The sequence below is a fragment of the Streptomyces sp. NPDC037301 genome (genome assembly GCF_055602785.1).
Genome location: NZ_JBVJWD010000003.1, coordinates 220,801 through 240,237, shown reverse-complemented (window position 1 = coordinate 240,237; position 19,437 = coordinate 220,801). Strand labels below are relative to the sequence as shown.

The following is a 19,437-nucleotide window of genomic DNA, read 5'->3' as shown; positions in this document are numbered from 1 at the left end:
CCCGGGACCGGGGACTTCCCGGGCTCAGCGGTTCGCCTCAGCCGAGGGACCCGACGGCCCCCAGGGACTCGAAACGCCAGCGGTGCACCGGACGAGTGATCAGCTCGGCGGCCGGTTCGGGAAGCTCGGGCAGCTCGTCGCCGTACGCCCCCTCCCACCAGGTGATGACCAGGACCCGGTCCTGCGAAGCGCGCAACAGCTCGCGGCGCAGCGGCTCACGGGCCAGCTCGGCCGACCGGGCGCGCGCCCACTCCAGGAGCTCGGGGCCCCTGCCGTCGGCGGCGCGGGCCTCCCACATCAGCGCAACGGTCGTACCGCTCATGAGTAGAGGTTGTCCTTGCTGATCTCGTGCACATGGTCGTGGTCGTGCGCATGGACACCGGGGACGTGGGTGTCGGTCACCGGCAGCGACGAGTCCGCGGACAGCTCCAGGTCCGACGCCGGCCTACCGCGGGCCACCATCTCCGCGCCCAGCGCCGCGACCATCGCCCCGTTGTCCGTGCACAGCCCCGGCCGCGGCACCCGCAGCCGGATGCCGGCCCGCTCGCACCGTTCCTCGGCCAGCGCCCGCAGCCGTGAGTTGGCCGCGACACCGCCGCCGATCATCAGGTGGTCGACGCCCTCGTCCTTGCAGGCCCGGACGGCCTTTCGGGTGAGCACATCCACCACGGCCTCCTGGAACGACGCCGCCACATCCCGTACCGGCACCTCCTCACCCGCCGCCCGCTTGGCCTCGATCCAGCGGGCCACCGAGGTCTTCAGACCGGAGAAGGAGAAGTCGTACGCGGGGTCGCGCGAGCCGCTCAGACCGCGTGGGAACGCGATCGCCTTCGGGTCGCCCTCCTTCGCCAGCCGGTCGATGACCGGGCCGCCGGGGAAGCCGAGGTTCAGCACCCGGGCGATCTTGTCGAAGGCCTCGCCCGCCGCGTCGTCGATGGTCGCGCCCAGTGGCCGTACGTCATTGGTGATGTCCGGCGCGAGCAGCAGCGAGGAGTGGCCGCCGCTGACCAGCAGCGCCATCGTCGGCTCGGGCAGCGGGCCGTGCTCCAGCTGGTCGACGCAGATGTGCGAGGCGAGGTGGTTGACCCCGTAGAGCGGCTTGTTCAGCGCGTACGCGTACGCCTTCGCCGCCGAGACGCCGACGAGCAGCGCGCCCGCGAGCCCGGGACCCGCGGTGACGGAGATGCCGTCGAGGTCGCGGGCGCTGATCCCGGCCTCCTTCAGGGCGCGCTCGATGGTGGGGACCATCGCCTCCAGGTGCGCGCGCGAGGCGATCTCCGGGACGACGCCGCCGAAGCGGGCGTGCGTGTCGACGCTGGACGCGACGGCGTCGGCGAGCAGCGTCGTACCGCGGACGATGCCGACGCCGGTCTCGTCGCAGGAGGTCTCGATGCCGAGTACGAGCGGTTCGTCAGCCATCAGTCAGTCTCTGTTCCCTGTGCGAGCTCTTGCACGTGATCGTGTTCGTGTACGTGGAGGCGCATGACGAGTGCGTCGATGTTGCCCGGCTGGTAGTACCCGCGTCGGAAGCCGATCGGCTCGAAGCCGAAGCGTTCGTACAGCTTCTGCGCCCGGGTGTTGTCGACGCGGACCTCGAGGAGCACTTCGGCGCACTCGAAGGCCGTGGCGTGCTTCAGCAGATCGGTGAGGAGTTCGGAGCCGAGGCCGCCGCCCCAGTGGTCGCGGGTGACACCGATCGTCTGTACGTCGGCGAGGTCACCGGCCGCGGAGAGCCCGGCGTAGCCGACGATCCGGCCGGTGACGGGGTCCTCGGCGACGACGTAGCGGCGGGTGGCCTGCGGGCCGCGGGAGTGCGCCAGCTCGGACCAGAACATGCCGGCCGACCAGGCGTCGTCCGGAAACAGCTCGTGTTCGAGCTCCAGCACCGGATCGATGTCCCACCAGCGCATCTCGCGCAGTACGGCAGTCGTGGTCGTCACTTCGGGGTGACCACCTTGTAGTTCTTCGGGACCTGGGCGTCGGGCCTGCGGAGGTAGAGCGGCTGCGGCGGCAGCAGTTCCGCGCCCGCGGCGAGACGCTCGGCGGCGAGGGCTGCCAGCGCACCTGCACAGACGTGCTCGGGGCCCCGGGCGTCCGGGAACGCCTCGGGGTAGAGCACCGCGCCCGCCCCGACGACGGGAAGTCCGGCGAGCTGCTCGGCGATGTCGGCGGGCCGGTCGACGGCGGGCTCCGTGGCGCGCGTACGGAAGTCCTCGTACCTCGCCCAGTAGACCTCCTTGCGGCGGGCGTCCGTCGCGACGGCGAACGGGCCCTCCAGGCCGTCCTGCCCGGCGGCGTACGCGAGACCGTCCAGGGTGCACACCCCGTGCACGGGTACGGAGAGCGCGGAGCCGAAGGTCGCGGCCGTGACCAGGCCGACCCGCAGCCCGGTGTACGGTCCGGGCCCGACGCCCACGACCACGTCCGTCACGGCGTCGAGTTTCACCCCGGCCTCGGCGAGGACCCGGTCGACGGTGGGCAGCAGCAGCTCCCCGTGCCTTCGGGCGTCGACCTGACCGGACTCGGCGACGACGGAGGTCCCGTCGTGAAGGGCGACGGTGACGGCGGGGGTGGCGGTATCCACGGCGAGCAAGAGCACGCAAACAGCCTACGGCTCCTCCGACCGGGCACGGCGTCCCGTACGGCGTCCTGGTACGACCGGCCCCGGCTGCTACCGTCACCGTGTACACGCGGGTACGACGTAAACGCTTGTACTACATACGGAAGCGAAAGGGGCGCGCACGGTGGCTAGGGGCAGCTCGGGAATCGTGGCCGGGCTCACTGCGGCGGCTCTCGCCGCGGTCGGTTTCCTGGCCTACCAGGCATCGGCGAACGCCCCCGACACCGTCGCCGCCCCCAAGCCGAAGGTTTCCAGCAGCGCCCCTGCCGCCGGCCATGCCAAGCCGAAGGCCAAGAAGCCTCCGGCCGCGCTCCCTGCCGTCTCCGGTTCCGGGAAGCGTGTGGTGTACGCCCTGGAGGACCGTCAGGTGTGGCTCGTCGACGAGGCCGGGGCTGTGACCAGGACCTTCGCGGTCATGCCGAGCGCGCTGAAGCCGCCGCCCGGGACGTACCAGGTGGGTACGCGCTCGGAGCCCGCCACCAGGGGCTCGGACGGCGTGATGATCGAGCACGTGGTGCGGTTCGCGATGGCGGACGGCGTGGCCGTGGGATTCAGCGCGGCGCTGGACGGCTCGATGGAGAGCCCGGATCCGTCGCTGAAGACGGGCGGCGTGCGGATGTCCCGGGCCGACGGGGATGCGATGTGGGAGTTCGCGACGGTACGCACGAAGGTCGTCGTCCTCCCGTAGCCGGCAGGCCACGATGCCCGCAATCGCCGGACGGGCTTGAAATTCCACCCACACGGTTTGCGTACCCGGCACCGCGTTGCCGCCCATCCGTTCAGCCTGCCCGGCGCTCCGGGGCGGACTCGGCGTCTTCGGCACCGGAGGGCGGGACAACGGCCGGAGCCCGGTCCGTGGACGGCGGTGGCGGCGTCGAGACCGCCGTGGCCGCGGCACAAGCCGCCAGCAGGTCTCTCATCGATGGCGGCGGCGGCACTTCACGTTCGGCGGACGTCGTCATGGATGCCTCCTGGGGCTCCGATGGAAGGCGCGGTTAGGTAGACCTAACCCGCTCTCGTCATCCATGTGACCACGCCCGCCCCGCCCGGCGCAACAATTTGCCGACACACTGTCGGAAAGTGCGCTCCGCGCTCAGCCCTCCAGCATTTCTCGCGCCCCCCGCAGCCCCGCCCAGCGCGCCCCGATCCCCACCAGCGTCACCGAGCGCCGTTCATCGTCCGTGTCGCCGACCGCGCGGTGGATCAGCACCTGCAGCCGGTCCTCCGACAGTTCCTCGACCTTGCCGTCGCCCCATTCCACGACCACCACCGACTCCGGCAGCGATACATCGAGGTCCAGGTCCTCCATCTCGTCCAGCCCGCCGCCGAGGCGGTACGCGTCGACGTGGACCAGCGCGGGACCGCCGGTCAGCGACGGGTGGACGCGGGCGATCACGAAGGTGGGAGAGGTGACGGCGCCCCGCACCCCGAGGCCCTTGCCGAGCCCCCGGGTGAGCGTCGTCTTTCCGGCGCCGAGCTCACCGGTGAGCATCACGAGGTCGCCGGGGCGCAGTACACCCGCGATCCGGCGGCCGAGGGCCTGCATCTGTTCGGGTGACTCGACGGCGAGGCTCACGGTGACGGTGCCCGGCGCGGCGCCCTCGTCCACCTCAGCCGCCAGGCTGTTGTGCGGTGCTTCCATGCCCGCCAACGTTAGCCGCTGCCGACACCGCCCCGACGCGTACCAGCAGGTCCGCCAGCCGGTCCGTCACCGTTTCCGGGTGTTCCAGCATCACCAGATGACCGCCGTCCGGGACGATGACCAGCTCCGCGTCCGCGAGATGGTCCGCGATGGCCTCGCTGTGCGAGCTGGGCGTCACCAGGTCCTTGTCGCCCGCCAGGATCAGCACCGGGAGGTCACGGAAGGCGGGCAGGACGTGGCTCTTGTCGTGTTCGGTGAAGGCCGGGTAGAACTCGGCGACCACATCGATCGGGGTGGATTCGATGAGCCGCTCGGCGAACCGCTCGACCGCCGGGTCCACGTCCCGCGAACCGAACGAGTACCGCTTGATCAGCCCGGCGAAGAGATCGGCGGTCGCCCGCCGGCCCCGTTCCACCAGCTCGGCCTGGGAGCCGAGCGCCTTGAGCACCCCGGGCAGCACCCGCCGCACGGCGTTCACGCCCGCGATCGGCAGCCCGAAAGTGACCTCGCCGAGCTTTCCGCTCGATGTGCCGACGAAGGCGACGGCGGCGACCCGGTCCCGGATGAGCTGGGGGTACTGCTCGGCGAGCGCCATCATCGTCATGCCGCCCATCGAGTGCCCGACCAGCACCAGCCGGCCCTCCGGAGCGGCCGCGTCGATGACCGCCTTCAGATCACGGCCGAGCTGGTCGATGCCGACCGTCACCCCGTCCGCCTGGGCCCGGCCCCGCTCGGAGCGGCCGTGGCTGCGCTGGTCCCAGTGGACGGTGCGGACCAGACCGCGCAGCGCCGCCCGCTGGAAGTGCCAGGAGTCCTGGCTGAGGCAGTAGCCGTGGCTGAAGACGACGGTGACGGGCGCGGGCGCCTTGCGGCCGAAGAGCCGGCGGCGGCGCGTACCGGCCCCCGTGGCGGTACCGGAGGCGCCGGTACCGCTCTCGCCGCCCCCGGCGGCCCCCGTACCGCCGTCCGGTTCGACCTCGTCGACCTCGTAGTACAGCTCGGTGCCGTCGTCGGCCGCGGCCCGGCCCGGCAGCCCGCGCAGCGAGCCGTACGGCCCCGAGGCGTCCAGCGCCAGCCTCGCCCTTCTGCGCATGCCACGGCCCACGGTCAGCCGTTCGACCGCGACACCGGCGGCCGCACCTGCCGCGATCACACCTATGGCGGCTCCGGCGATCCCTGCCCGGCGCCAGCCGACCGCCGTAGCGGCCGTCGTCACCGCGTCCCCCGCACCGATCTCGCTCACCGTGCCGCGCTCCTCGTCGGTCGTATCCGTCAGGTCAGGGCTGGTCTGTTCCGGTCGTGCTCAGATCGTGCCTGGTCAGGGGCGCTTGATCGGTCAGGACTCGGCCGGGGTTCCATTCAGATGGACGCGCGGCACACGGCTGCCGATCCGGGTGACGATCTCGTACGCGATCGTGTCGCAGGCCTGCGCCCAGTCCTCGGCGCTCGGCTCGCCCCGGTCCCCCGGGCCGAAGAGCACCGCGTCGCTGCCCACCTCGATCTCGTCCCCGTCGAGGTCGACGACGAACTGGTCCATGGCCACCCGGCCCGCGATCCGCCGCCGCACACCGCCGACCAGGACGGGTGCACGGCCGGAGGCATGGCGCGGAATGCCGTCCGCGTAGCCGACCGGCACCAGGCCCAGGGTGGTCTCGGCGGTGGTCGTGTAGTGGTGTCCGTAACTGACCCCGTGACCGGCCGGCACCTGCTTGACCAGGGCGACCGACGCGACGAGCGTCATGACGGGGCGCAGCCCGAAGTCGGCCGGGGTGCCCAGCTCGGGACTGGGCGAGATGCCGTACATCGCGATCCCGGTCCGTACGAGATCGAAGTGCGCCTCGGGGATCGTCAGCGTCGCCGGGGAGTTGGCGATGTGGCGCACCTCGGGGTCGACGCCCTCCTTCTCCGCGTACGCGACCATGTCCCGGAACGCGTTCAGCTGGGCGGCGATGGAGGGGTGGCCGGGCTCGTCGGCGCAGGCGAAGTGGGACCAGAGGCCGGTGATCCTGACAGTGCCCGCGTCCTCGGCGGTGCGGGCGGCGGCGACCAGCTCCGGCCAGTCGGCGGGCTGGCAGCCGTTACGGCCGAGGCCGGTGTCGGCCTTGAGCTGGACACGGGCCGGAATACCGGCTTCCGTGGCCGCGGCCACGACCTCGCGAAGGGCCCACATCCCGCTCACCGACACATCGATGTCGGCCTCGATCGCCTCACGCCAGGGGCCGCCCGGCGTCCACAGCCAGCACATCACCCGGCCGCCGAGCCCGGCCGCCCGCAGGGCGAGCGCCTCCTGCGGCGTCGCGGTGCCCAGCCAGGTCGCCCCGGCCTCCAGCGCGGCCCGGGCGCAGGGCACCGCCCCGTGCCCGTACCCGTCGGATTTGACGACGGCCATGAGTTGCGCGCCGGCCGCCCGCGCGCGCAGTACACGCACGTTGGCGCGCAATGCGGCGAGGTCGATCTCGGCACGGGCTCTCAAGGACGCTGTCTCGTTCATCGCGCCCAGTCTCTCAGAGGCGTACGACAGGACCCTCGGGCGGCGGGTCGGGAAGGGCCCGCAGCCGGGGTCGCCCGCCGTGCCGGGTGTGTACACCTCAGTGATGGCGCAGCTCGTGTTCCAGATGGTCGACGAGGACCGGGACATGGCTGTGCGGTACGTCCTTGACCGCCGTGACCAGCGTCACCGGGCCGCCCGCACGGACCAGTTCCACCAGCTCCCCGACGGCCGCCGTGTGGGCGGGGTCGGCCAGTTCGGCGCGGTAGCGGTCGACGAAGTCGTCGTAGCGGGTGCCCGTGCGGTCCTCGTGGTACCAGGCGCGCAGCTCGTTCGACGGGGTGACGTCCTTGAGCCACTTGTCGATCCCGGCCCGGTCCTTGGCCACGCCGCGCGGCCAGAGCCGGTCGACGAGGACGCGGGTGCCGTCGCCGTCCTCCTGCGGGTCGTACACCCGGCGTACACGCACATCGCTGCTGCTGCCCACGATCGGCCCTCCTGTCGACCCCTGTCAGCCCGTGTCGGCGTCTGCCTGCGCCCAGGATCACTCAGGCCCGTACGTCCCGCCACGCCGCCGCAATCGCCTCGGCGACGTCCTGCGCGGCGACGGGAGCGCCGTTCGAGGCGTGGCGGGCGGCCAGGCCGTGCAGATACGCACCGACGGACGCGGCGTCGCGCGGGGCGAGGCCCGCGGCCAGCAGGGAGCCGGTCAGGCCGGAGAGGACGTCGCCGCTGCCGGCCGTGGCCAGCCAGGAGGTGCCGGTCGAGTTGACCCGTACGGGAGTGTCTCCGGAGTGGGTGGCGACCAGGGTCGTCGACCCCTTGAGCAGGACCGTGGCGCGGTAGCGGGCGGCCAGTTCCCGTACGGCGGCGAGCCGCCCCGCCTCGACCTCCTCGCGCGGGACGCCGAGCAGGGCTGCGGCCTCACCGGCGTGCGGGGTGAGGACGGTCGGCGCGGTGCGCGAGCGTACGGCGGTGGCGTCGAGCAGCCGCAGCCCGTCCGCGTCGACGAGCACCGGAACGTCCGCGGCCAGCACGCCACGGACCGCCTCGACGGCCTCCGTACCGTCACCGAGCCCGGGCCCGACGACCCATGCCTGCACCCGCCCGGCCTTCGACGGCGGCCCCGCGTGGACCAGCGTCTCCGGATGGCGGGCGATCACCGCGCCGGCGCCGGGACCGACGTACCGCACGGCTCCGGCACCGCCCCGCAGCGCCCCGGAGACGGCCAGCACCGCCGCCCCCGGATACCGCGCCGACCCGGCAACGATGCCGACGACACCACGCCGGTACTTGTCGCTCTCGCTGCTGGGAGCCGGCAGGAGTGCGGCGACGTCCGCGTACTGCAAGGCCTCCAGGTCGGGTACGTCGGGCAGCTCGGGCCCGAGCCCGATGTCGACGAGGTGCAGGGCGCCCGCCAGGTCGGCGGCCGGGTCGATGATCAGCCCCGGCTTGTACGTACCGAAAGTGACGGTCGCGTCGGCACGCACCGCGTCGCCGAGCACCTCACCGGTGTCGGCCTCGACCCCGCTGGGCAGATCGACGGCGACGAAGGCCGCGCCGGTCGCCTCGAAGGCCCGCACCAGCTCGGCGGCCTCCGCGCGCAGCCCGCCGCGCCCGCCGATGCCGGTGATCCCGTCCACGACGAGATCGATGTGCCCGCCCCAGGCGCTCGTCACCGCGTCCCCCTCCGCCACGCGCCCGCCCGCCGCGAGGAGCGCCGCGAGCCCGCCCTCATGGGCGCGCCCCGACGAGGTGAGCACGGCGCGCACGCCCGCGCCGCGGCGGGCCAGCCGGGCTCCCGCGTACAGCGCGTCGCCCCCGTTGTCGCCGCTGCCGACGAGCAGGACGACCCGGCACCCGTACACCCGGCCGCGCCGCCGCAGCACATCGGCGCAGGCCGCCGCGAGTCCCGCCGCGGCGCGCTGCATCAGGGCGCCCTCCGGCAGCTTGGCCATCAGGGCCCGCTCGGCAGCCCTTACGGTCTGAACGCTGTACGCAGTACGCATGTGCTCAACCCTCCGCGATCACCACGGCCGACGCCACCCCCGCGTCGTGGCTGAGCGACACATGCCAGTGCCGTACGCCCAGCTCGGCCGCGCGCGCGGCGACCGTGCCGATCACCCGCAGCCGGGGCTGCCCGCTGTCCTCGACGTACACCTCGGCGTCCGTCCAGAGCAGGCCGCTCGGTGCGCCGAGCGCCTTCGCGAGGGCCTCCTTCGCGGCGAACCGCGCGGCGAGCGAGGCGATACCGCGCCGCTCGCCGCTGGGCAGCAGCAACTCGCTCTTCAGGAAGAGCCGGTCGGCCATCTGCGGCGTACGCTCCAGCGCCGCGTCGAACCGTTCGATCTCCGCCACATCGATCCCGACCCCGATGATCACGCGTTTTCCTTCACTGCTCGCTACTCCACGGTCACGGACTTCGCCAGATTGCGCGGCTGGTCCACATCGTTGCCGCGGGCCGTCGCCAGTTCGCAGGCGAATACCTGCAGCGGCACGGTCGACACCAGCGGCTGAAGCAGCGTAGGCGTAACGGGAATCCGGATCAGATGGTCGGCGTACGGGACGACCGCTTCGTCTCCCTCCTCGGCGATGACGATGGTGCGGGCGCCGCGGGCCCGGATCTCCTGGATGTTCGACACGATCTTGTCGTGCAGCACCGACCGGCCGCGCGGTGAGGGCACGACCACGACGACCGGCAGATCGTCCTCGATGAGCGCGATCGGCCCGTGCTTGAGCTCACCGGCGGCGAAGCCCTCGGCGTGCATGTACGCGAGTTCCTTGAGCTTCAACGCGCCTTCCAGGGCTACGGGATAGCCCACATGGCGGCCCAGGAAGAGCACGGTGTCGTGGTCGGCGAGGGAGCGGGCGAGTGCGCGTACGGGTTCCATGGCCGCAAGGACCCGTTCGACCGCCCCGGAGATCTCGGAGAGCTGGCGGATGACGGTCCGGATCTCGTCGCCCCACTTCGTACCGCAGATCTGTCCGAGATACAGGGCGACGAGGTAGCAGGCGACGAGCTGGGTGAGAAACGCCTTGGTGGAGGCGACGGCGACTTCGGGCCCGGCGTGCGTGTAGAGCACGGCGTCGGACTCCCGCGGGATGGTGGAGCCGTTCGTGTTGCAGATGGCGAGGACCTTCGCACCCTGTTCCCGGGCGTGCCGCAGGGCCATCAGGGTGTCCATCGTCTCGCCGGACTGGGAGATCGCGATGACGAGGGTGCGGTGGTCGAGGATCGGGTCGCGGTAGCGGAACTCGCTGGCCAGCTCGGTCTCGCAGGGAATCCTGGTCCAATGCTCGATGGCGTACTTGGCGATCATCCCTGCGTGGAACGCGGTACCGCAGGCGACGATGACGACCTTGTCGACCTCCCGGAGCTCGCGGGGCGTGATCCGTACCTCGTCGAGGTGGAGCCGGCCCGCGCCGTCGATCCGCCCGAGGAGCGTGTCGGCGACGGCCTTGGGCTGGTCCTCGATCTCCTTGAGCATGAAGGAGGCGTGGCCGCCCTTCTCGGCGGCGGAGACGTCCCAGTCCACGTGGTACTTACGGACCTCGGCGGGCCGCCCGTCGAAGTCGGTGACGGTGACACCTTCCCGGCGCAGCTCCACCACCTGGTCCTGCCCCAGCTCGATCGCGGAGCGGGTGTGCGCGATGAACGCGGCCACGTCGGAGGCCAGGAACGACTCGTCCTCCCCCACCCCCACCACGAGCGGCGAGTTGCGCCGGGCCCCGACCACCGTGTCGGGCGCGTCCGCGTGCACGGCGACGAGGGTGAAGGCGCCCTCCAGCTGCCGGCAGACCTGCCGCATGGCCTCCGCCAGGTCGGCACAGGACGAGAACGCCTCGGCGAGGAGATGGGCGACGACCTCGGTGTCGGTCTCGGAGGCCAGGTCGTGGCCCCGCTCGGCGAGTTCGGCGCGCAGGACGGCGAAGTTCTCGATGATCCCGTTGTGCACGACGGCGACGCGGCCCGCATTGTCGAGGTGCGGGTGGGCATTGGCGTCGGTGGGGGCGCCGTGAGTGGCCCAGCGGGTATGCCCGATCCCGGTGGTCCCGGCCGGGAGCGGCGCCTCGGCCAGCGTCTTCTCCAGATTGACGAGCTTCCCGGCCTTCTTTGCGGCGGCCAGCCCGCCGTCCGCGAGGACGGCGATCCCCGCCGAGTCGTAGCCCCGGTATTCGAGGCGTTTGAGACCCGCGACGACGACGTCCTGCGCCGGCTGTCCACCGACGTATCCGACGATTCCGCACATACCATTACCTTCCTGGTCGCCCGCCCCTCTTCTTCGCATCGTCGCAGAAGGTGAACGGGGCGGCAGAAAACGAGCCCCTCCGGCGATCGAGGACAAAGCCCCGCACCCACCCGCACCGGCACACCCCCGAAGCCACCGCACCCCGTCGGCTGCGACCCGTCCAGCAGCCGCACGAGGGCCCCGGGCGGGCCAGGGGCTCTCGTGATCAGTTCAGGTTGCCTTCCATGCCGCTGTACACCTCGGTGGCCTCGCAGAAGGCGACGCCGAGGTGCTCGGCCACGCCCATCGCCTCGTCGATCTTCTGTACGTCGAGAGCGTCGCACTTCAGCTCGTCGTGGTGACGGACCAGGTGGGCGCGGGCGCCGGTGACCGCGGTGGCGGGGACCAGGCCGCCGACCACCAGCTAGGACAGCAACAGCGGCATGTCCCAGCCCGAGGGCGCACCCCCGGTGGAGTAGGCGTCCAGGGCCAGGGCCAGGCCCGCCGCCCCGTCGAGGTACCCGGAGACGTCCGTCCCGAACGGCACCTTCGTCATGGTGAAGCGGTAGCCGAAGGGCAGCTCCGGGTCGAAGGCGTCGACGAGCGGGGCCGCGATCCGGTCGCGGACCTCCTCGATCCGGTCGTCGCCGAAGTGCTCGTTGAGCCGCCCGAGCTGGTGCAGGGCCCCCGCCCAGCCGTGGCACAGCGCGTTGTCGTCGATGTCCCACCGGTCCGGGGTCAGCGTCAGCAGCCGCTCCACGGACGCCTTCGCCGTGCCGGTCCAGTCCGCGCGGCCCAGTGCCAGTCCGGCCAGTTGCAGCGCGCGGGAGACCGCGGGGGTGCCGTAGCACCAGGCGGGCCGTCCGGCGGGGGCGGCGAAGTCGCCGGGTCCGGCCAGCCACTCGGTGAGGCTCAGGTACGGGGGCCAGTACAGCCCGTACTCGTCGTGCACCGCCCACCGGGTGAGCAGTTCGACGGACGACTCGATGGCCTCCCGCTGGTCCGGTACGCGGATCCCCTGGTGCCAGGCGAGCGACAGCAGGGCGAGCGGCCCGGCGACCCCGTGCGAGATCCCGAGGTTGAGGTGGCCGTCGGGCAGTTGGTCCTCCGCGCCGATCCGGGGCGCGTCCAGGGCCCACCACCGCGGCACCTTGTGGCCGCGGTGCTCCACCTCGCCCAACGAGAGGCGGGTCAGGTAGGTGAGTGTGGTCTCCAGTTCCTCGCCGCAGGTCTCGGCGCGGGCCAGCAGGTAGCGGCCCACCCCTGTCATCCCGCGCACCACCTCGTAGTGCCCGATGGTGGGCAGCGGGGAGTTCTCCGGGACGGCGGGCAGCGCGCTGCGGACCAGGCTCCGCTGGTATCCGTCGAGCCGCTGGAGGGCGGAGACGTAGCCACCCGTGGCGCGGTGGGCGATCAGGACGGCGAAGGCGAGGGCCCCCGGCCCCTTGAAGATGCCGCTCGGGGTGGTGTCCCCGAGGGCCGCGGCCGAGGTGGCGGCCGCGAGATACCCGTGCGCGCGGGCGGTGCGGTCGGTGCCGGGACGGGTGGCGCCGCTGAAGGCGATGGCCAGGCCGGGGCTGCCGCTGCCGAGGGTCATCTCGGCCCAGATGGCCTCGGTCTCGCCGGTGTCGTTGGCCTCGGCCGGGATCCGGGTGGCGGCCATGGTGGCGGCGGGGTCGGCCAGCCGGTCGAGGATCTGCTCCGAGACCTGTCCGGCGCGCTCGCGCAGTTCGGTTCGGACGAGGGCGGTCATCGGGCGCTCCTGACGGCTGCGGCGGTGGACCGGGCCGCGTGTTCGCGGCGGGCGATGCCGGTTCGGGCGGCTCCGCGCAGGACCGCGTAGGCGCGGGCCTCCGCCGCCTGGTCGATGCCGAACAGCCGGTTGTGCCGCATGTGCAGCAGCGACAGCACGGCCTCGTCGCGGTCGGCCTCCGAGGCGGCCAGCACCAGCTTTCCGTAGGCCGCCGGTTCGGGCGCGTCCGCCCACAGCTCCGCGAGCGCGGGGACACGGAGTTCGGCCGCGGCGCGGCGGGCGGTGTCCCCGGGGATGTCTCCGGGGCGGATCAGCCGGTCGGCCAGGGCGCGATGGCGCTGGTAGACCTCGTGGTCGGGGCCCTTGGTGAACATGTGGACCGCCCAGGCGCACCAGTCCCAGTCGCCGAGCGAGTCCAGCAGCACCGCGTGCCCGGCGGCCGCGAGGACGTCGTCGGGAACGGCCGCCGCCCCGGCGCGGCGCGCCCGGAGCTGGACCAACGCGGATTGACTGTCCGTCAGGAACAGTCCCTCGACGGCCTCCTGTGCGGCGGGGCCGAGGTAGCGGTCGGTCTCCGGGCGGTACGCGTCCACCGTCATCCCCCGCACCGCGCCTGATTCGGTCAGGCGCCGCACGTGCCGGGCGACGGCGGGCAGGACCCGTCCGTTCAGTGCGGCCGGGTCGCCGTGGAGACGGATCCGCAGATGCGGGTCGGGGTCGCGGTAGCGCAGGAAGAACCACCGGTCGATGTCCGCGTCGATGTCGGCCAGCAGCGCGGGCAGGTGTTCGGCGAGCAGGGTGTCGTGGGCGGTCTGCTCGGCGTACAGCTTGACGGTCAGCCAGTCCTCGCCGGGCAGGTGGAACACCGTGGGCGCGTACCGGAGCCGGGACTTGGCGAGCGCCGGTGCGGCCTCTCCCGGCGCGTCGGCCGCCGGGGTACGCGCGGCGCGGACGAGCGGGACGACGATCTCGGTGCTGTACCCGGAATTCCAGCCGAGCCCGGCACCGTCCGCGGTGAGGTCCTCGTACAGCTGGAACCGGGGTTCCCTGGCGGTCAGTTCGGCGCGCAGCAGCCCCTGGTCCCACGGCTCGCGCAGGTCGATCGGGAACATCTGGTCGTTGCGGGCTATCTGGATCCGGTCGGGTACCCGGCCCCGGCGGCGCCACTCGCGCAGCCCCTCCTCCCACACGGACGTACTCCCCGAGCGTGCCGCATCCATCAGGCGACGCCCCGCGAGCCAGCGACGCGGCGAGGTCAGCACACGGCCGTAACGGACGCGCGGGAGGTACGGGAGGACGTCGAGCCCCGCCCAGTCCCAGCCGGACCAGACCCGGGGCCGGGCCGCGGCGAGGTCGGAGAGGAAGCGGGCGACGGGCGGGGCCTGCGCGTCGAGGGCCAGCATGTGCGGGAAGACGGGGACGACCTGGCGACCGGTCGGCCCGTGCAGCAGCCGCAGCCCGTCCTCGCCCGCGGCGACGAGGAGGGTCCGCCAGTCCAGGCAGTGCGGGTCGCCGCGGTCGTCGGCGACGCCGACCGGTATGCGGTACGGCAGCAGCGGCGGCACCTGCACGATATTCAGCGAGCGCGGGTCGGTCGGCATGGTGTCGACCTGGGCCACGAGTACGTCCTCGTCGGCGGGTCCGGGGGCGGGGCCCGCGGCCAGCTCGGCGAGTTCGCCGGTGAGACCGGCGACGGCGGCGAAGCGGCCCGCGGTCGCGCCGGCTGTCCAGGAGCCGATGTGCGGACTGCCCAGGAGCAGGAACTCGCCCCGGTCGATGGCCTCCTGGCTGTCGGCGAGGATCTGGAAGCAGAGTTCGAGGGTGCGGGGCGCGCGGCCCCCGGGGGTGTGCCCGACGGCCTTGGCCAGGCGCGCCACGTCGGCGTCGGTGAGTTCGATGTCGCCGCCGTCGAGGACGGCCTGCTGGGTGAGTTCGGCGATCGCGGCGCGGCGGGGGCGGTCGGCGTCCTCGCCGGGGCCGACGCGTGAGTGGGCGGGCGCGGGGGTGCCGTACTCGGGCGGCAGCCCGAGGCCGCGGTGCGGGTCGACGAGGTCGGCGAGCGGGACGGCGGAGGCGGTTCCGTACCGCTCGATGAACCGGTCCCGGTAGTCCCGCAGGTACGCGAGCGTGGTCCACTCCGGGGTCATCGCCCAGATCGCGGCGGCGTAGCGGCGCACCTCCTCGCCGATCGTCTCCGGCAGCACGATGTCGGCGGGCATCCGCAGGTCCACATGGACGGGGGGCCGTCGGCCGCTGTCCGCGTCGTCGCCGTCCAGGGTGCGGACGGCCGCGAGCAGCGCGTGCCAGGAGTCCCGGCCCCGGCCGGGCGGGTCCGCCTCGTGGGTGGTGGCGGCGGCGCGGACGGCGCGCAGTCCTTCGGCGGCGCCCGGTACGACCCCGTCGACGGCGGCCTCGATGCGGTCGAGGAGTTCGGCGTCGATGCGGTACGGCGTGAGGGAGGTGAGCAGGAGGCCGTGCTGGACGAGGCCCGCGAGGAGGCCGTCGATGCGGCCCTGCTCGACGGAGGGGAAGCGGGCGCTCAGGTCGTCGACGAGTGCCCCGTACGGGACGGGACGCGCGGCGGCCTCGCGGACGACGGCAACGAGGGCGTTGTCCCGGACCGAGATCTCGCGCTCGCCGGTGTGCAGGGTGATCCGGCCGTCGCGCCGGACGCACAGATCGTTCAGTACGACATCGGTCCGGCGGCGGACCTCGGGGACGGCGAGCCAGTCGAGCACCCGGCGGTGCAGCCAGAGGCCGTCGAGTCGGACCGACACCTCGCCGGGGCCGGTGAGCGCGGCCTTGGCGCCGGGGCCGAAGGTGGCCCGGCCGACGCCCGCGAACAGGCCGAAGGGGGTGGGCCGGCCGCCGGCGCGGCGCGCGTACCGGGTGAGGGTCCTGGCCGCACTGAGGGTCCGCTTCCGGCCGAGGGAGGCGGCACCCTCGGCGGTGGCGAGGCGCTGGAGGCTGAGGGAGAGGCTGCCGCTGGCGACCTCGACGGCCTGGCGGAGCAGCGGGTCGCCGGCCAGGCGGCGGAGCCCCGGAACGGGGTCGTCGGGGTCGATGCGGGGTTCGGCGCGGTCGCGCGGCGCACTCGCCATCCGCACGAGCACCGGCTCGCGGACCTCGAAGAGATCCAGGTCCAGGTCCGGTTCCAGATCTGGTCGCACGTCGGCAGCCCCCCATGGTGCGGCGGTACGGGAAAGCGATGCGGTGGTACGGCGAGGCGAAGCGGCTGAGCCCGCTTCGCCTCGCCTCACTTCAGCCGGGTCCCGCGCCGGTCGGGCCGACGCGTGTGCCGCGTCAGCAGCAGATGGGACAACGGGTGCCGATCGCGTAGCTGCTCGGCGAGGAGTACGTACCGGCGCCGAACTCCTGGGTCTCGTCGGAGACCTCCGAGATACGGAGGTCGAGGTCCAGGTCGGCGGCGATGTCGTTGGCGATAATCATTTCGGTGCGCATATGTGCCCCCAAAGGGTCATTGAAGCGAACAAATGATTGGAATACCTGAGCGCCTGTTCGGCTCTCCCGTGCTCACTTTTCACTGCGGCACCACCGCACGGGGAGCCCGTTTTCGGCCAACCGGAAGAACGGCGAAGCGGCCCCGTCCAGGCGACAAAAAAAGGGGCCGTACAGGCGCGCGTGCGCCCGTAACGACGGGATCTACGTCTGTGAACAGAAGCTTCTCCTGCCCGCCCGCGCAACGCGATCACCGCCCCGGGCAGACCCCGGCCCCCGGAATCACGGCGCGGCGGGGCTCCACCCGTCACCATCCGGCCGCTCCGCACGGCGCCCCGCTTATTCGGCGTGATACGGCCCTTGCCTCCGCCACGCTTCACTGCATATCGGCAGAACTCGAAAAGATTGCCGACGAGTTCGGCGAACCCTGCCGCGTACGGGACACCCTTTGGTTCAGCGCTTGAGGAACTCCAGAAGATCCTTGTTGAACCTCTCCTTGCAGCCCGGGACGACGGCGATGCCGTGGGGGCCGCCTTCGTAGACCTTGAGGGTCGCGTCCGGGATGAGTTGGGCGGACTTGCGGCCCGTGGCCTCGATGGGGACGATCTGGTCGTCGTCACCGTGCACGACGAGCGTGGGGATGTCGAACTTCTTCAGGTCCTCATGGAAGTCCGTGGCCGCGAAGGCGTCGACGCAGGCGACGCCACCCTCGATGGTCTCGGCCATGGCCATGTACCAGAAGGCGTCCTGGTTGCCCTGTGTGACCTTGTTGCCGTCGCGGTTGGCACCGAAGAAGGCGACCGCAGTGTCCTTCCAGAACTGCGAACGCTCGGCGAGGATGCCGTTCTTGAGGTCGTCGAAGACCGACTGCGGTACGCCCTCGGGGTTGTCGGGGCCCTGGAGCATCAGCGGACAGATCGCCGAGAGCAGCACCGCGGACCTGATCCGGTCGGTGCCGTGGCGGCCGATGTAGCGGGCGAGTTCGCCGCCACCCATCGAGTGCGCGACCAGCGTGACGTCCCGCAGGTCCAGTTGGGTGATCAGGTCGTTGAGGTCGTCCGCGAAGGTGTCGAAGTCGTAGCCGTCCCAGACCGGGGTGGAGCCGCCATGACCACGACGGTCGTGGGCGATGCCGCGGAACCCGCTGTCCGCGACCGCCTTGAGCTGGTCCTGCCAGGCGTCCCCGCTCAGCGGCCAGCCATGGATGAAGACGACAGGGCGGCCGCGGCCCCAGTCCTTGTAGAAGATGTCGACACCGTCACGCGTGGTCACCGTGGGCATGCGTGTTGTCCTCTCGGATGTACTGCCGGTCCCCCAGTCCAGAGTGCGGCCGGGCGCCCGAGCCGCAAATCGGAATCGTCGGGCGAGCGGACCTTCCCCGGTATCGCCGCAAGTACGGGAGGCGCCGATGGACGCCCACTGGCGCACGGCACCCTCGCCCCGATACCGGCCGAACTCATCGAGGCGAAGAAGATCGTGGCCGCTTCTCGGCCTGCCCCGGGCAGCAGCGCACCCCGCTCCCGGGACAACCGGGGCGGGACGGGCGTGGTCCGACGGTCAGCTGGTGGACGCGTACGTGACGAACTCCGCCCACGCGTCCGGCGTGAAGCCGAGGTGCGGGCCGGGGATGTTCTTGGAGTCGCGTACGTGGATCGTGCTCGCGGTCTCCGCGACCTCGACACAGGAAGGGCCATCGTTGGTGCTGTAGCTGCTCTTGAACCACGTCAGCCCGGGCAGCTCCCCGGCCGAGGGCTTGGCACTCATGTCTCTCCCAGCAGTTTCGTGATGAAGATCCGCGACAACCGAGGCGTGAGCGCCTGGGATCGGACCAGGCCGTACCGCATCTCAAGGATCTGGACTTCCTTCGGATCAGCGATCAGTCGGCTGGTGAGCTGAACCTCGTTGAGCCCCACAGCCGTTCCGTCACTCAGCTTAAGCACCCGGTGCGAGCCGGCCAGCCCCGCATGCTCCTCCGTATCCGTCGGCATGACCTGGATCTCGACATGCCTCAACGCGCCCAGCTCCAGCAGGTGTTCGAGCTGCCTGCGCAACACCATTTTGCCTCCGGTCGGCCGCCTCAGCGTCGCCTCTTCCTGGACGAACGTCAGCAGCGGGGCAGGGCGTCGCTCGAAGACCGACTGGCGAGCCATGCGCCCGGCAACCAGGCGATCCATCTGGTCCTCGGTATAAAGGGGCCGCCTCTTTCTGTACAAAGCGCGGGCGTACTCCTCCGTCTGCAGGAGGCCGTCCACGACATCGCTGGCGTACGCACCCATCTCGACCGCACCCGACTCCAACTTCGCTACGTCACGGACTTTCTTCGGGTACCGCGCCTCCGCCACGTCCTTCTTCATCGCGGCGAGTTTGCCGCCCGCGCCCAGGACTTCGTCCGCCTTGTCGAGGAACTCCGGCTTGGGGATGCGTTTCCCTGCCTCCACCTTGTAGACCTGGTTCTCCCCGTAGCCGATCGCCCTGCCCAGTTCTGCCGCACGCAGGCCGGCCGCCTCACGCCACAACCGGATCTGTCGGCCGACCGCCGCGATCACCGCACCCGAGTCGTCCTCGGCGTCGAACTCCCAGTCCGGGCCGTCCGCCGTGTTGTCCCTGTTGTCCGTCTCCGCCATACGACACCCGCCTCCACCCGTGCCCGCACCGTTTCGCGCTCGACGCCGTACCGGATGGACAGACCCGTACAACCGCTGGACAGTCACTGTCCGTACGCACGTCATTGCTGTTCAGAGTAGGCATCTCCGGCCACGCTGAGTGACGTGAACCGAGAAATCACCCAACCGCGTGCCCGCAGCGGCCAGTTCGCCGTGCAGCTCTCCGCCACCCGTCGGGGTGCCCGACTCGCCCGGCTCCTGGCGACCGAGCAACTCCGCTCCTGGGGGCTGCCTCTGGACGACGCCGGGCATGTCATCGCCGAGCTGGCCTCCAACGCCGCGCTGCACGGGTACGTGCCGGGGCGGGACTTCCGCATCATGCTGACCGTCACCGGGGACACGCTCCGTATCGAGGTCGCCGATGCTCGCGGGGACGTACTGCCCCGAGTACCGGAGCGGAACAACGACTCCGAGGCGGGGCGCGGGCTGTTGCTCGTCGCGGCGATCGCCATCCGGTGGGGCGTGCAGGTCGGCCCCTTCCCGCGCAAAACCGTCTGGGCGGAGGTAGCCCTCACCGGATCGTGACAGTCGCGACCCGGTGTGCCACGTCCCGGTGAACCGCGACCCGGCGGACCCCGACGTA

Annotated in this window: 21 protein-coding genes; 2 read left to right on the top strand and 19 right to left on the bottom strand. The window is 72.0% G+C overall.

Going from position 1 to position 19,437, the window contains the following annotated elements; all coding sequences use genetic code 11:
- Positions 1-37: 37 nt before the first annotated feature.
- From ACZ7IB_RS07185 to tsaB, 4 genes are read right to left on the bottom strand one after another with little or no spacing between them, the layout of a single operon-like run.
- Positions 38-322, bottom strand: a complete 285-nt coding sequence (locus ACZ7IB_RS07185; protein ID WP_470909886.1) for a hypothetical protein — start codon at positions 320-322, stop codon at positions 38-40.
- Complete coding sequence (tsaD, locus tag ACZ7IB_RS07180) at positions 319-1,419, bottom strand: tRNA (adenosine(37)-N6)-threonylcarbamoyltransferase complex transferase subunit TsaD (RefSeq protein ID WP_470909884.1); 1,101 nt, start codon at positions 1,417-1,419, stop codon at positions 319-321. The genes ACZ7IB_RS07185 and tsaD overlap by 4 nt, the downstream gene beginning before the upstream one ends.
- The gene (gene rimI, locus ACZ7IB_RS07175) at positions 1,419-1,940 is read right to left on the bottom strand and encodes a ribosomal protein S18-alanine N-acetyltransferase (protein ID WP_383075948.1); all 522 of its coding nucleotides are present in this window, start codon (positions 1,938-1,940) and stop codon (positions 1,419-1,421) included. The genes tsaD and rimI overlap by 1 nt, the downstream gene beginning before the upstream one ends.
- Positions 1,937-2,599: a tRNA (adenosine(37)-N6)-threonylcarbamoyltransferase complex dimerization subunit type 1 TsaB gene (gene tsaB, locus ACZ7IB_RS07170; RefSeq protein ID WP_470909882.1), complete on the bottom strand. Its 663-nt coding sequence runs from the start codon at positions 2,597-2,599 to the stop codon at positions 1,937-1,939. The genes rimI and tsaB overlap by 4 nt, the downstream gene beginning before the upstream one ends.
- A 169-nt stretch (positions 2,600-2,768) precedes the next feature.
- On the opposite strand from tsaB, the gene ACZ7IB_RS07165 reads away from it, so the two are divergent.
- Positions 2,769-3,308: a hypothetical protein gene (locus ACZ7IB_RS07165; RefSeq protein ID WP_470910437.1), complete on the top strand. Its 540-nt coding sequence runs from the start codon at positions 2,769-2,771 to the stop codon at positions 3,306-3,308.
- 91 nt (positions 3,309-3,399) lie between these two features.
- Here ACZ7IB_RS07165 and ACZ7IB_RS07160 read toward each other — a convergent pair whose 3' ends face one another.
- The 15 genes from ACZ7IB_RS07160 to ACZ7IB_RS07090 all read right to left on the bottom strand — a co-directional run bounded on the left by ACZ7IB_RS07160 (position 3,400) and on the right by ACZ7IB_RS07090 (position 18,815).
- Positions 3,400-3,582 carry a hypothetical protein gene (locus ACZ7IB_RS07160; RefSeq protein WP_470909880.1) on the bottom strand — a complete coding sequence of 61 codons (183 nt, stop codon included), beginning with the start codon at positions 3,580-3,582 and terminating at the stop codon, positions 3,400-3,402.
- Positions 3,583-3,713: 131 nt separating this feature from the next.
- Positions 3,714-4,262, bottom strand: a complete 549-nt coding sequence (tsaE, locus tag ACZ7IB_RS07155) for a tRNA (adenosine(37)-N6)-threonylcarbamoyltransferase complex ATPase subunit type 1 TsaE (RefSeq protein ID WP_470909878.1) — start codon at positions 4,260-4,262, stop codon at positions 3,714-3,716.
- On the bottom strand, positions 4,231-5,505 hold the full coding sequence (locus ACZ7IB_RS07150; RefSeq protein ID WP_470909876.1) for an alpha/beta fold hydrolase: 1,275 nt from the start codon (positions 5,503-5,505) through the stop codon (positions 4,231-4,233). Before ACZ7IB_RS07150 ends, tsaE begins: the two co-directional genes overlap by 32 nt.
- 93 nt (positions 5,506-5,598) lie before the next feature.
- Positions 5,599-6,753 carry an alanine racemase gene (gene alr, locus ACZ7IB_RS07145; protein WP_470909874.1) on the bottom strand — a complete coding sequence of 385 codons (1,155 nt, stop codon included), beginning with the start codon at positions 6,751-6,753 and terminating at the stop codon, positions 5,599-5,601.
- Positions 6,754-6,850: 97 nt separating this feature from the next.
- On the bottom strand, positions 6,851-7,237 hold the full coding sequence (locus tag ACZ7IB_RS07140; RefSeq protein ID WP_327273480.1) for a DUF488 domain-containing protein: 387 nt from the start codon (positions 7,235-7,237) through the stop codon (positions 6,851-6,853).
- A 61-nt stretch (positions 7,238-7,298) separates the two neighbouring features.
- Positions 7,299-8,759 (bottom strand): NAD(P)H-hydrate dehydratase, encoded by a 1,461-nt coding sequence (locus tag ACZ7IB_RS07135; RefSeq protein ID WP_470909871.1) that lies wholly within the window; start codon positions 8,757-8,759, stop codon positions 7,299-7,301.
- A 4-nt stretch (positions 8,760-8,763) separates the two neighbouring features.
- Positions 8,764-9,132, bottom strand: coding sequence for a holo-ACP synthase (locus ACZ7IB_RS07130; protein ID WP_093897275.1), 369 nt, complete (start codon positions 9,130-9,132; stop codon positions 8,764-8,766).
- Positions 9,133-9,152: 20 nt separating this feature from the next.
- Positions 9,153-11,000: a glutamine--fructose-6-phosphate transaminase (isomerizing) gene (glmS, locus tag ACZ7IB_RS07125; RefSeq protein WP_470909869.1), complete on the bottom strand. Its 1,848-nt coding sequence runs from the start codon at positions 10,998-11,000 to the stop codon at positions 9,153-9,155.
- Positions 11,001-11,205: 205 nt separating this feature from the next.
- On the bottom strand, positions 11,206-11,400 hold the full coding sequence (locus tag ACZ7IB_RS07120) for a hypothetical protein (RefSeq protein WP_470909868.1): 195 nt from the start codon (positions 11,398-11,400) through the stop codon (positions 11,206-11,208).
- 3 nt (positions 11,401-11,403) lie between these two features.
- Positions 11,404-12,732, bottom strand: a complete 1,329-nt coding sequence (locus tag ACZ7IB_RS07115) for a lanthionine synthetase C family protein (protein ID WP_470909866.1) — start codon at positions 12,730-12,732, stop codon at positions 11,404-11,406.
- The gene (locus ACZ7IB_RS07110; protein WP_470909864.1) at positions 12,729-15,902 is read right to left on the bottom strand and encodes a lantibiotic dehydratase; all 3,174 of its coding nucleotides are present in this window, start codon (positions 15,900-15,902) and stop codon (positions 12,729-12,731) included. The genes ACZ7IB_RS07115 and ACZ7IB_RS07110 overlap by 4 nt, the downstream gene beginning before the upstream one ends.
- Positions 15,903-16,035: 133 nt before the next feature.
- Entirely contained in the window at positions 16,036-16,182 is a 147-nt protein-coding gene (gene lanA / locus ACZ7IB_RS07105; protein WP_470909863.1) for an SCO0268 family class II lanthipeptide, read from the bottom strand.
- 462 nt (positions 16,183-16,644) lie between these two features.
- On the bottom strand, positions 16,645-17,472 hold the full coding sequence (locus tag ACZ7IB_RS07100; RefSeq protein WP_470909861.1) for an alpha/beta fold hydrolase: 828 nt from the start codon (positions 17,470-17,472) through the stop codon (positions 16,645-16,647).
- A gap of 276 nt (positions 17,473-17,748) precedes the next feature.
- Positions 17,749-17,955, bottom strand: coding sequence for a DUF397 domain-containing protein (locus ACZ7IB_RS07095; protein ID WP_470909859.1), 207 nt, complete (start codon positions 17,953-17,955; stop codon positions 17,749-17,751).
- Positions 17,952-18,815, bottom strand: coding sequence for a helix-turn-helix domain-containing protein (locus ACZ7IB_RS07090; RefSeq protein WP_470909857.1), 864 nt, complete (start codon positions 18,813-18,815; stop codon positions 17,952-17,954). Before ACZ7IB_RS07090 ends, ACZ7IB_RS07095 begins: the two co-directional genes overlap by 4 nt.
- A 144-nt stretch (positions 18,816-18,959) precedes the next feature.
- On the opposite strand from ACZ7IB_RS07090, the gene ACZ7IB_RS07085 reads away from it, so the two are divergent.
- Positions 18,960-19,379, top strand: a complete 420-nt coding sequence (locus ACZ7IB_RS07085) for an ATP-binding protein (RefSeq protein ID WP_470909855.1) — start codon at positions 18,960-18,962, stop codon at positions 19,377-19,379.
- Positions 19,380-19,437 lie beyond the last annotated feature (58 nt).

Coding starts and splice junctions, on each gene's coding strand:
- ACZ7IB_RS07185 (WP_470909886.1), bottom strand. CDS start 322: ATGAGCGGTACGACCGTTGCGCTGATGTGGGAGGCCCGCGCCGCCGAC.
- tsaD (WP_470909884.1), bottom strand. CDS start 1,419: ATGGCTGACGAACCGCTCGTACTCGGCATCGAGACCTCCTGCGACGAG.
- ACZ7IB_RS07160 (WP_470909880.1), bottom strand. CDS start 3,582: ATGACGACGTCCGCCGAACGTGAAGTGCCGCCGCCGCCATCGATGAGA.
- tsaE (WP_470909878.1), bottom strand. CDS start 4,262: ATGGAAGCACCGCACAACAGCCTGGCGGCTGAGGTGGACGAGGGCGCC.
- alr (WP_470909874.1), bottom strand. CDS start 6,753: ATGAACGAGACAGCGTCCTTGAGAGCCCGTGCCGAGATCGACCTCGCC.
- ACZ7IB_RS07135 (WP_470909871.1), bottom strand. CDS start 8,759: ATGCGTACTGCGTACAGCGTTCAGACCGTAAGGGCTGCCGAGCGGGCC.
- glmS (WP_470909869.1), bottom strand. CDS start 11,000: ATGTGCGGAATCGTCGGATACGTCGGTGGACAGCCGGCGCAGGACGTC.
- ACZ7IB_RS07115 (WP_470909866.1), bottom strand. CDS start 12,732: ATGACCGCCCTCGTCCGAACCGAACTGCGCGAGCGCGCCGGACAGGTC.
- lanA (WP_470909863.1), bottom strand. CDS start 16,182: ATGATTATCGCCAACGACATCGCCGCCGACCTGGACCTCGACCTCCGT.
- ACZ7IB_RS07100 (WP_470909861.1), bottom strand. CDS start 17,472: ATGCCCACGGTGACCACGCGTGACGGTGTCGACATCTTCTACAAGGAC.
- ACZ7IB_RS07095 (WP_470909859.1), bottom strand. CDS start 17,955: ATGAGTGCCAAGCCCTCGGCCGGGGAGCTGCCCGGGCTGACGTGGTTC.
- ACZ7IB_RS07090 (WP_470909857.1), bottom strand. CDS start 18,815: ATGGCGGAGACGGACAACAGGGACAACACGGCGGACGGCCCGGACTGG.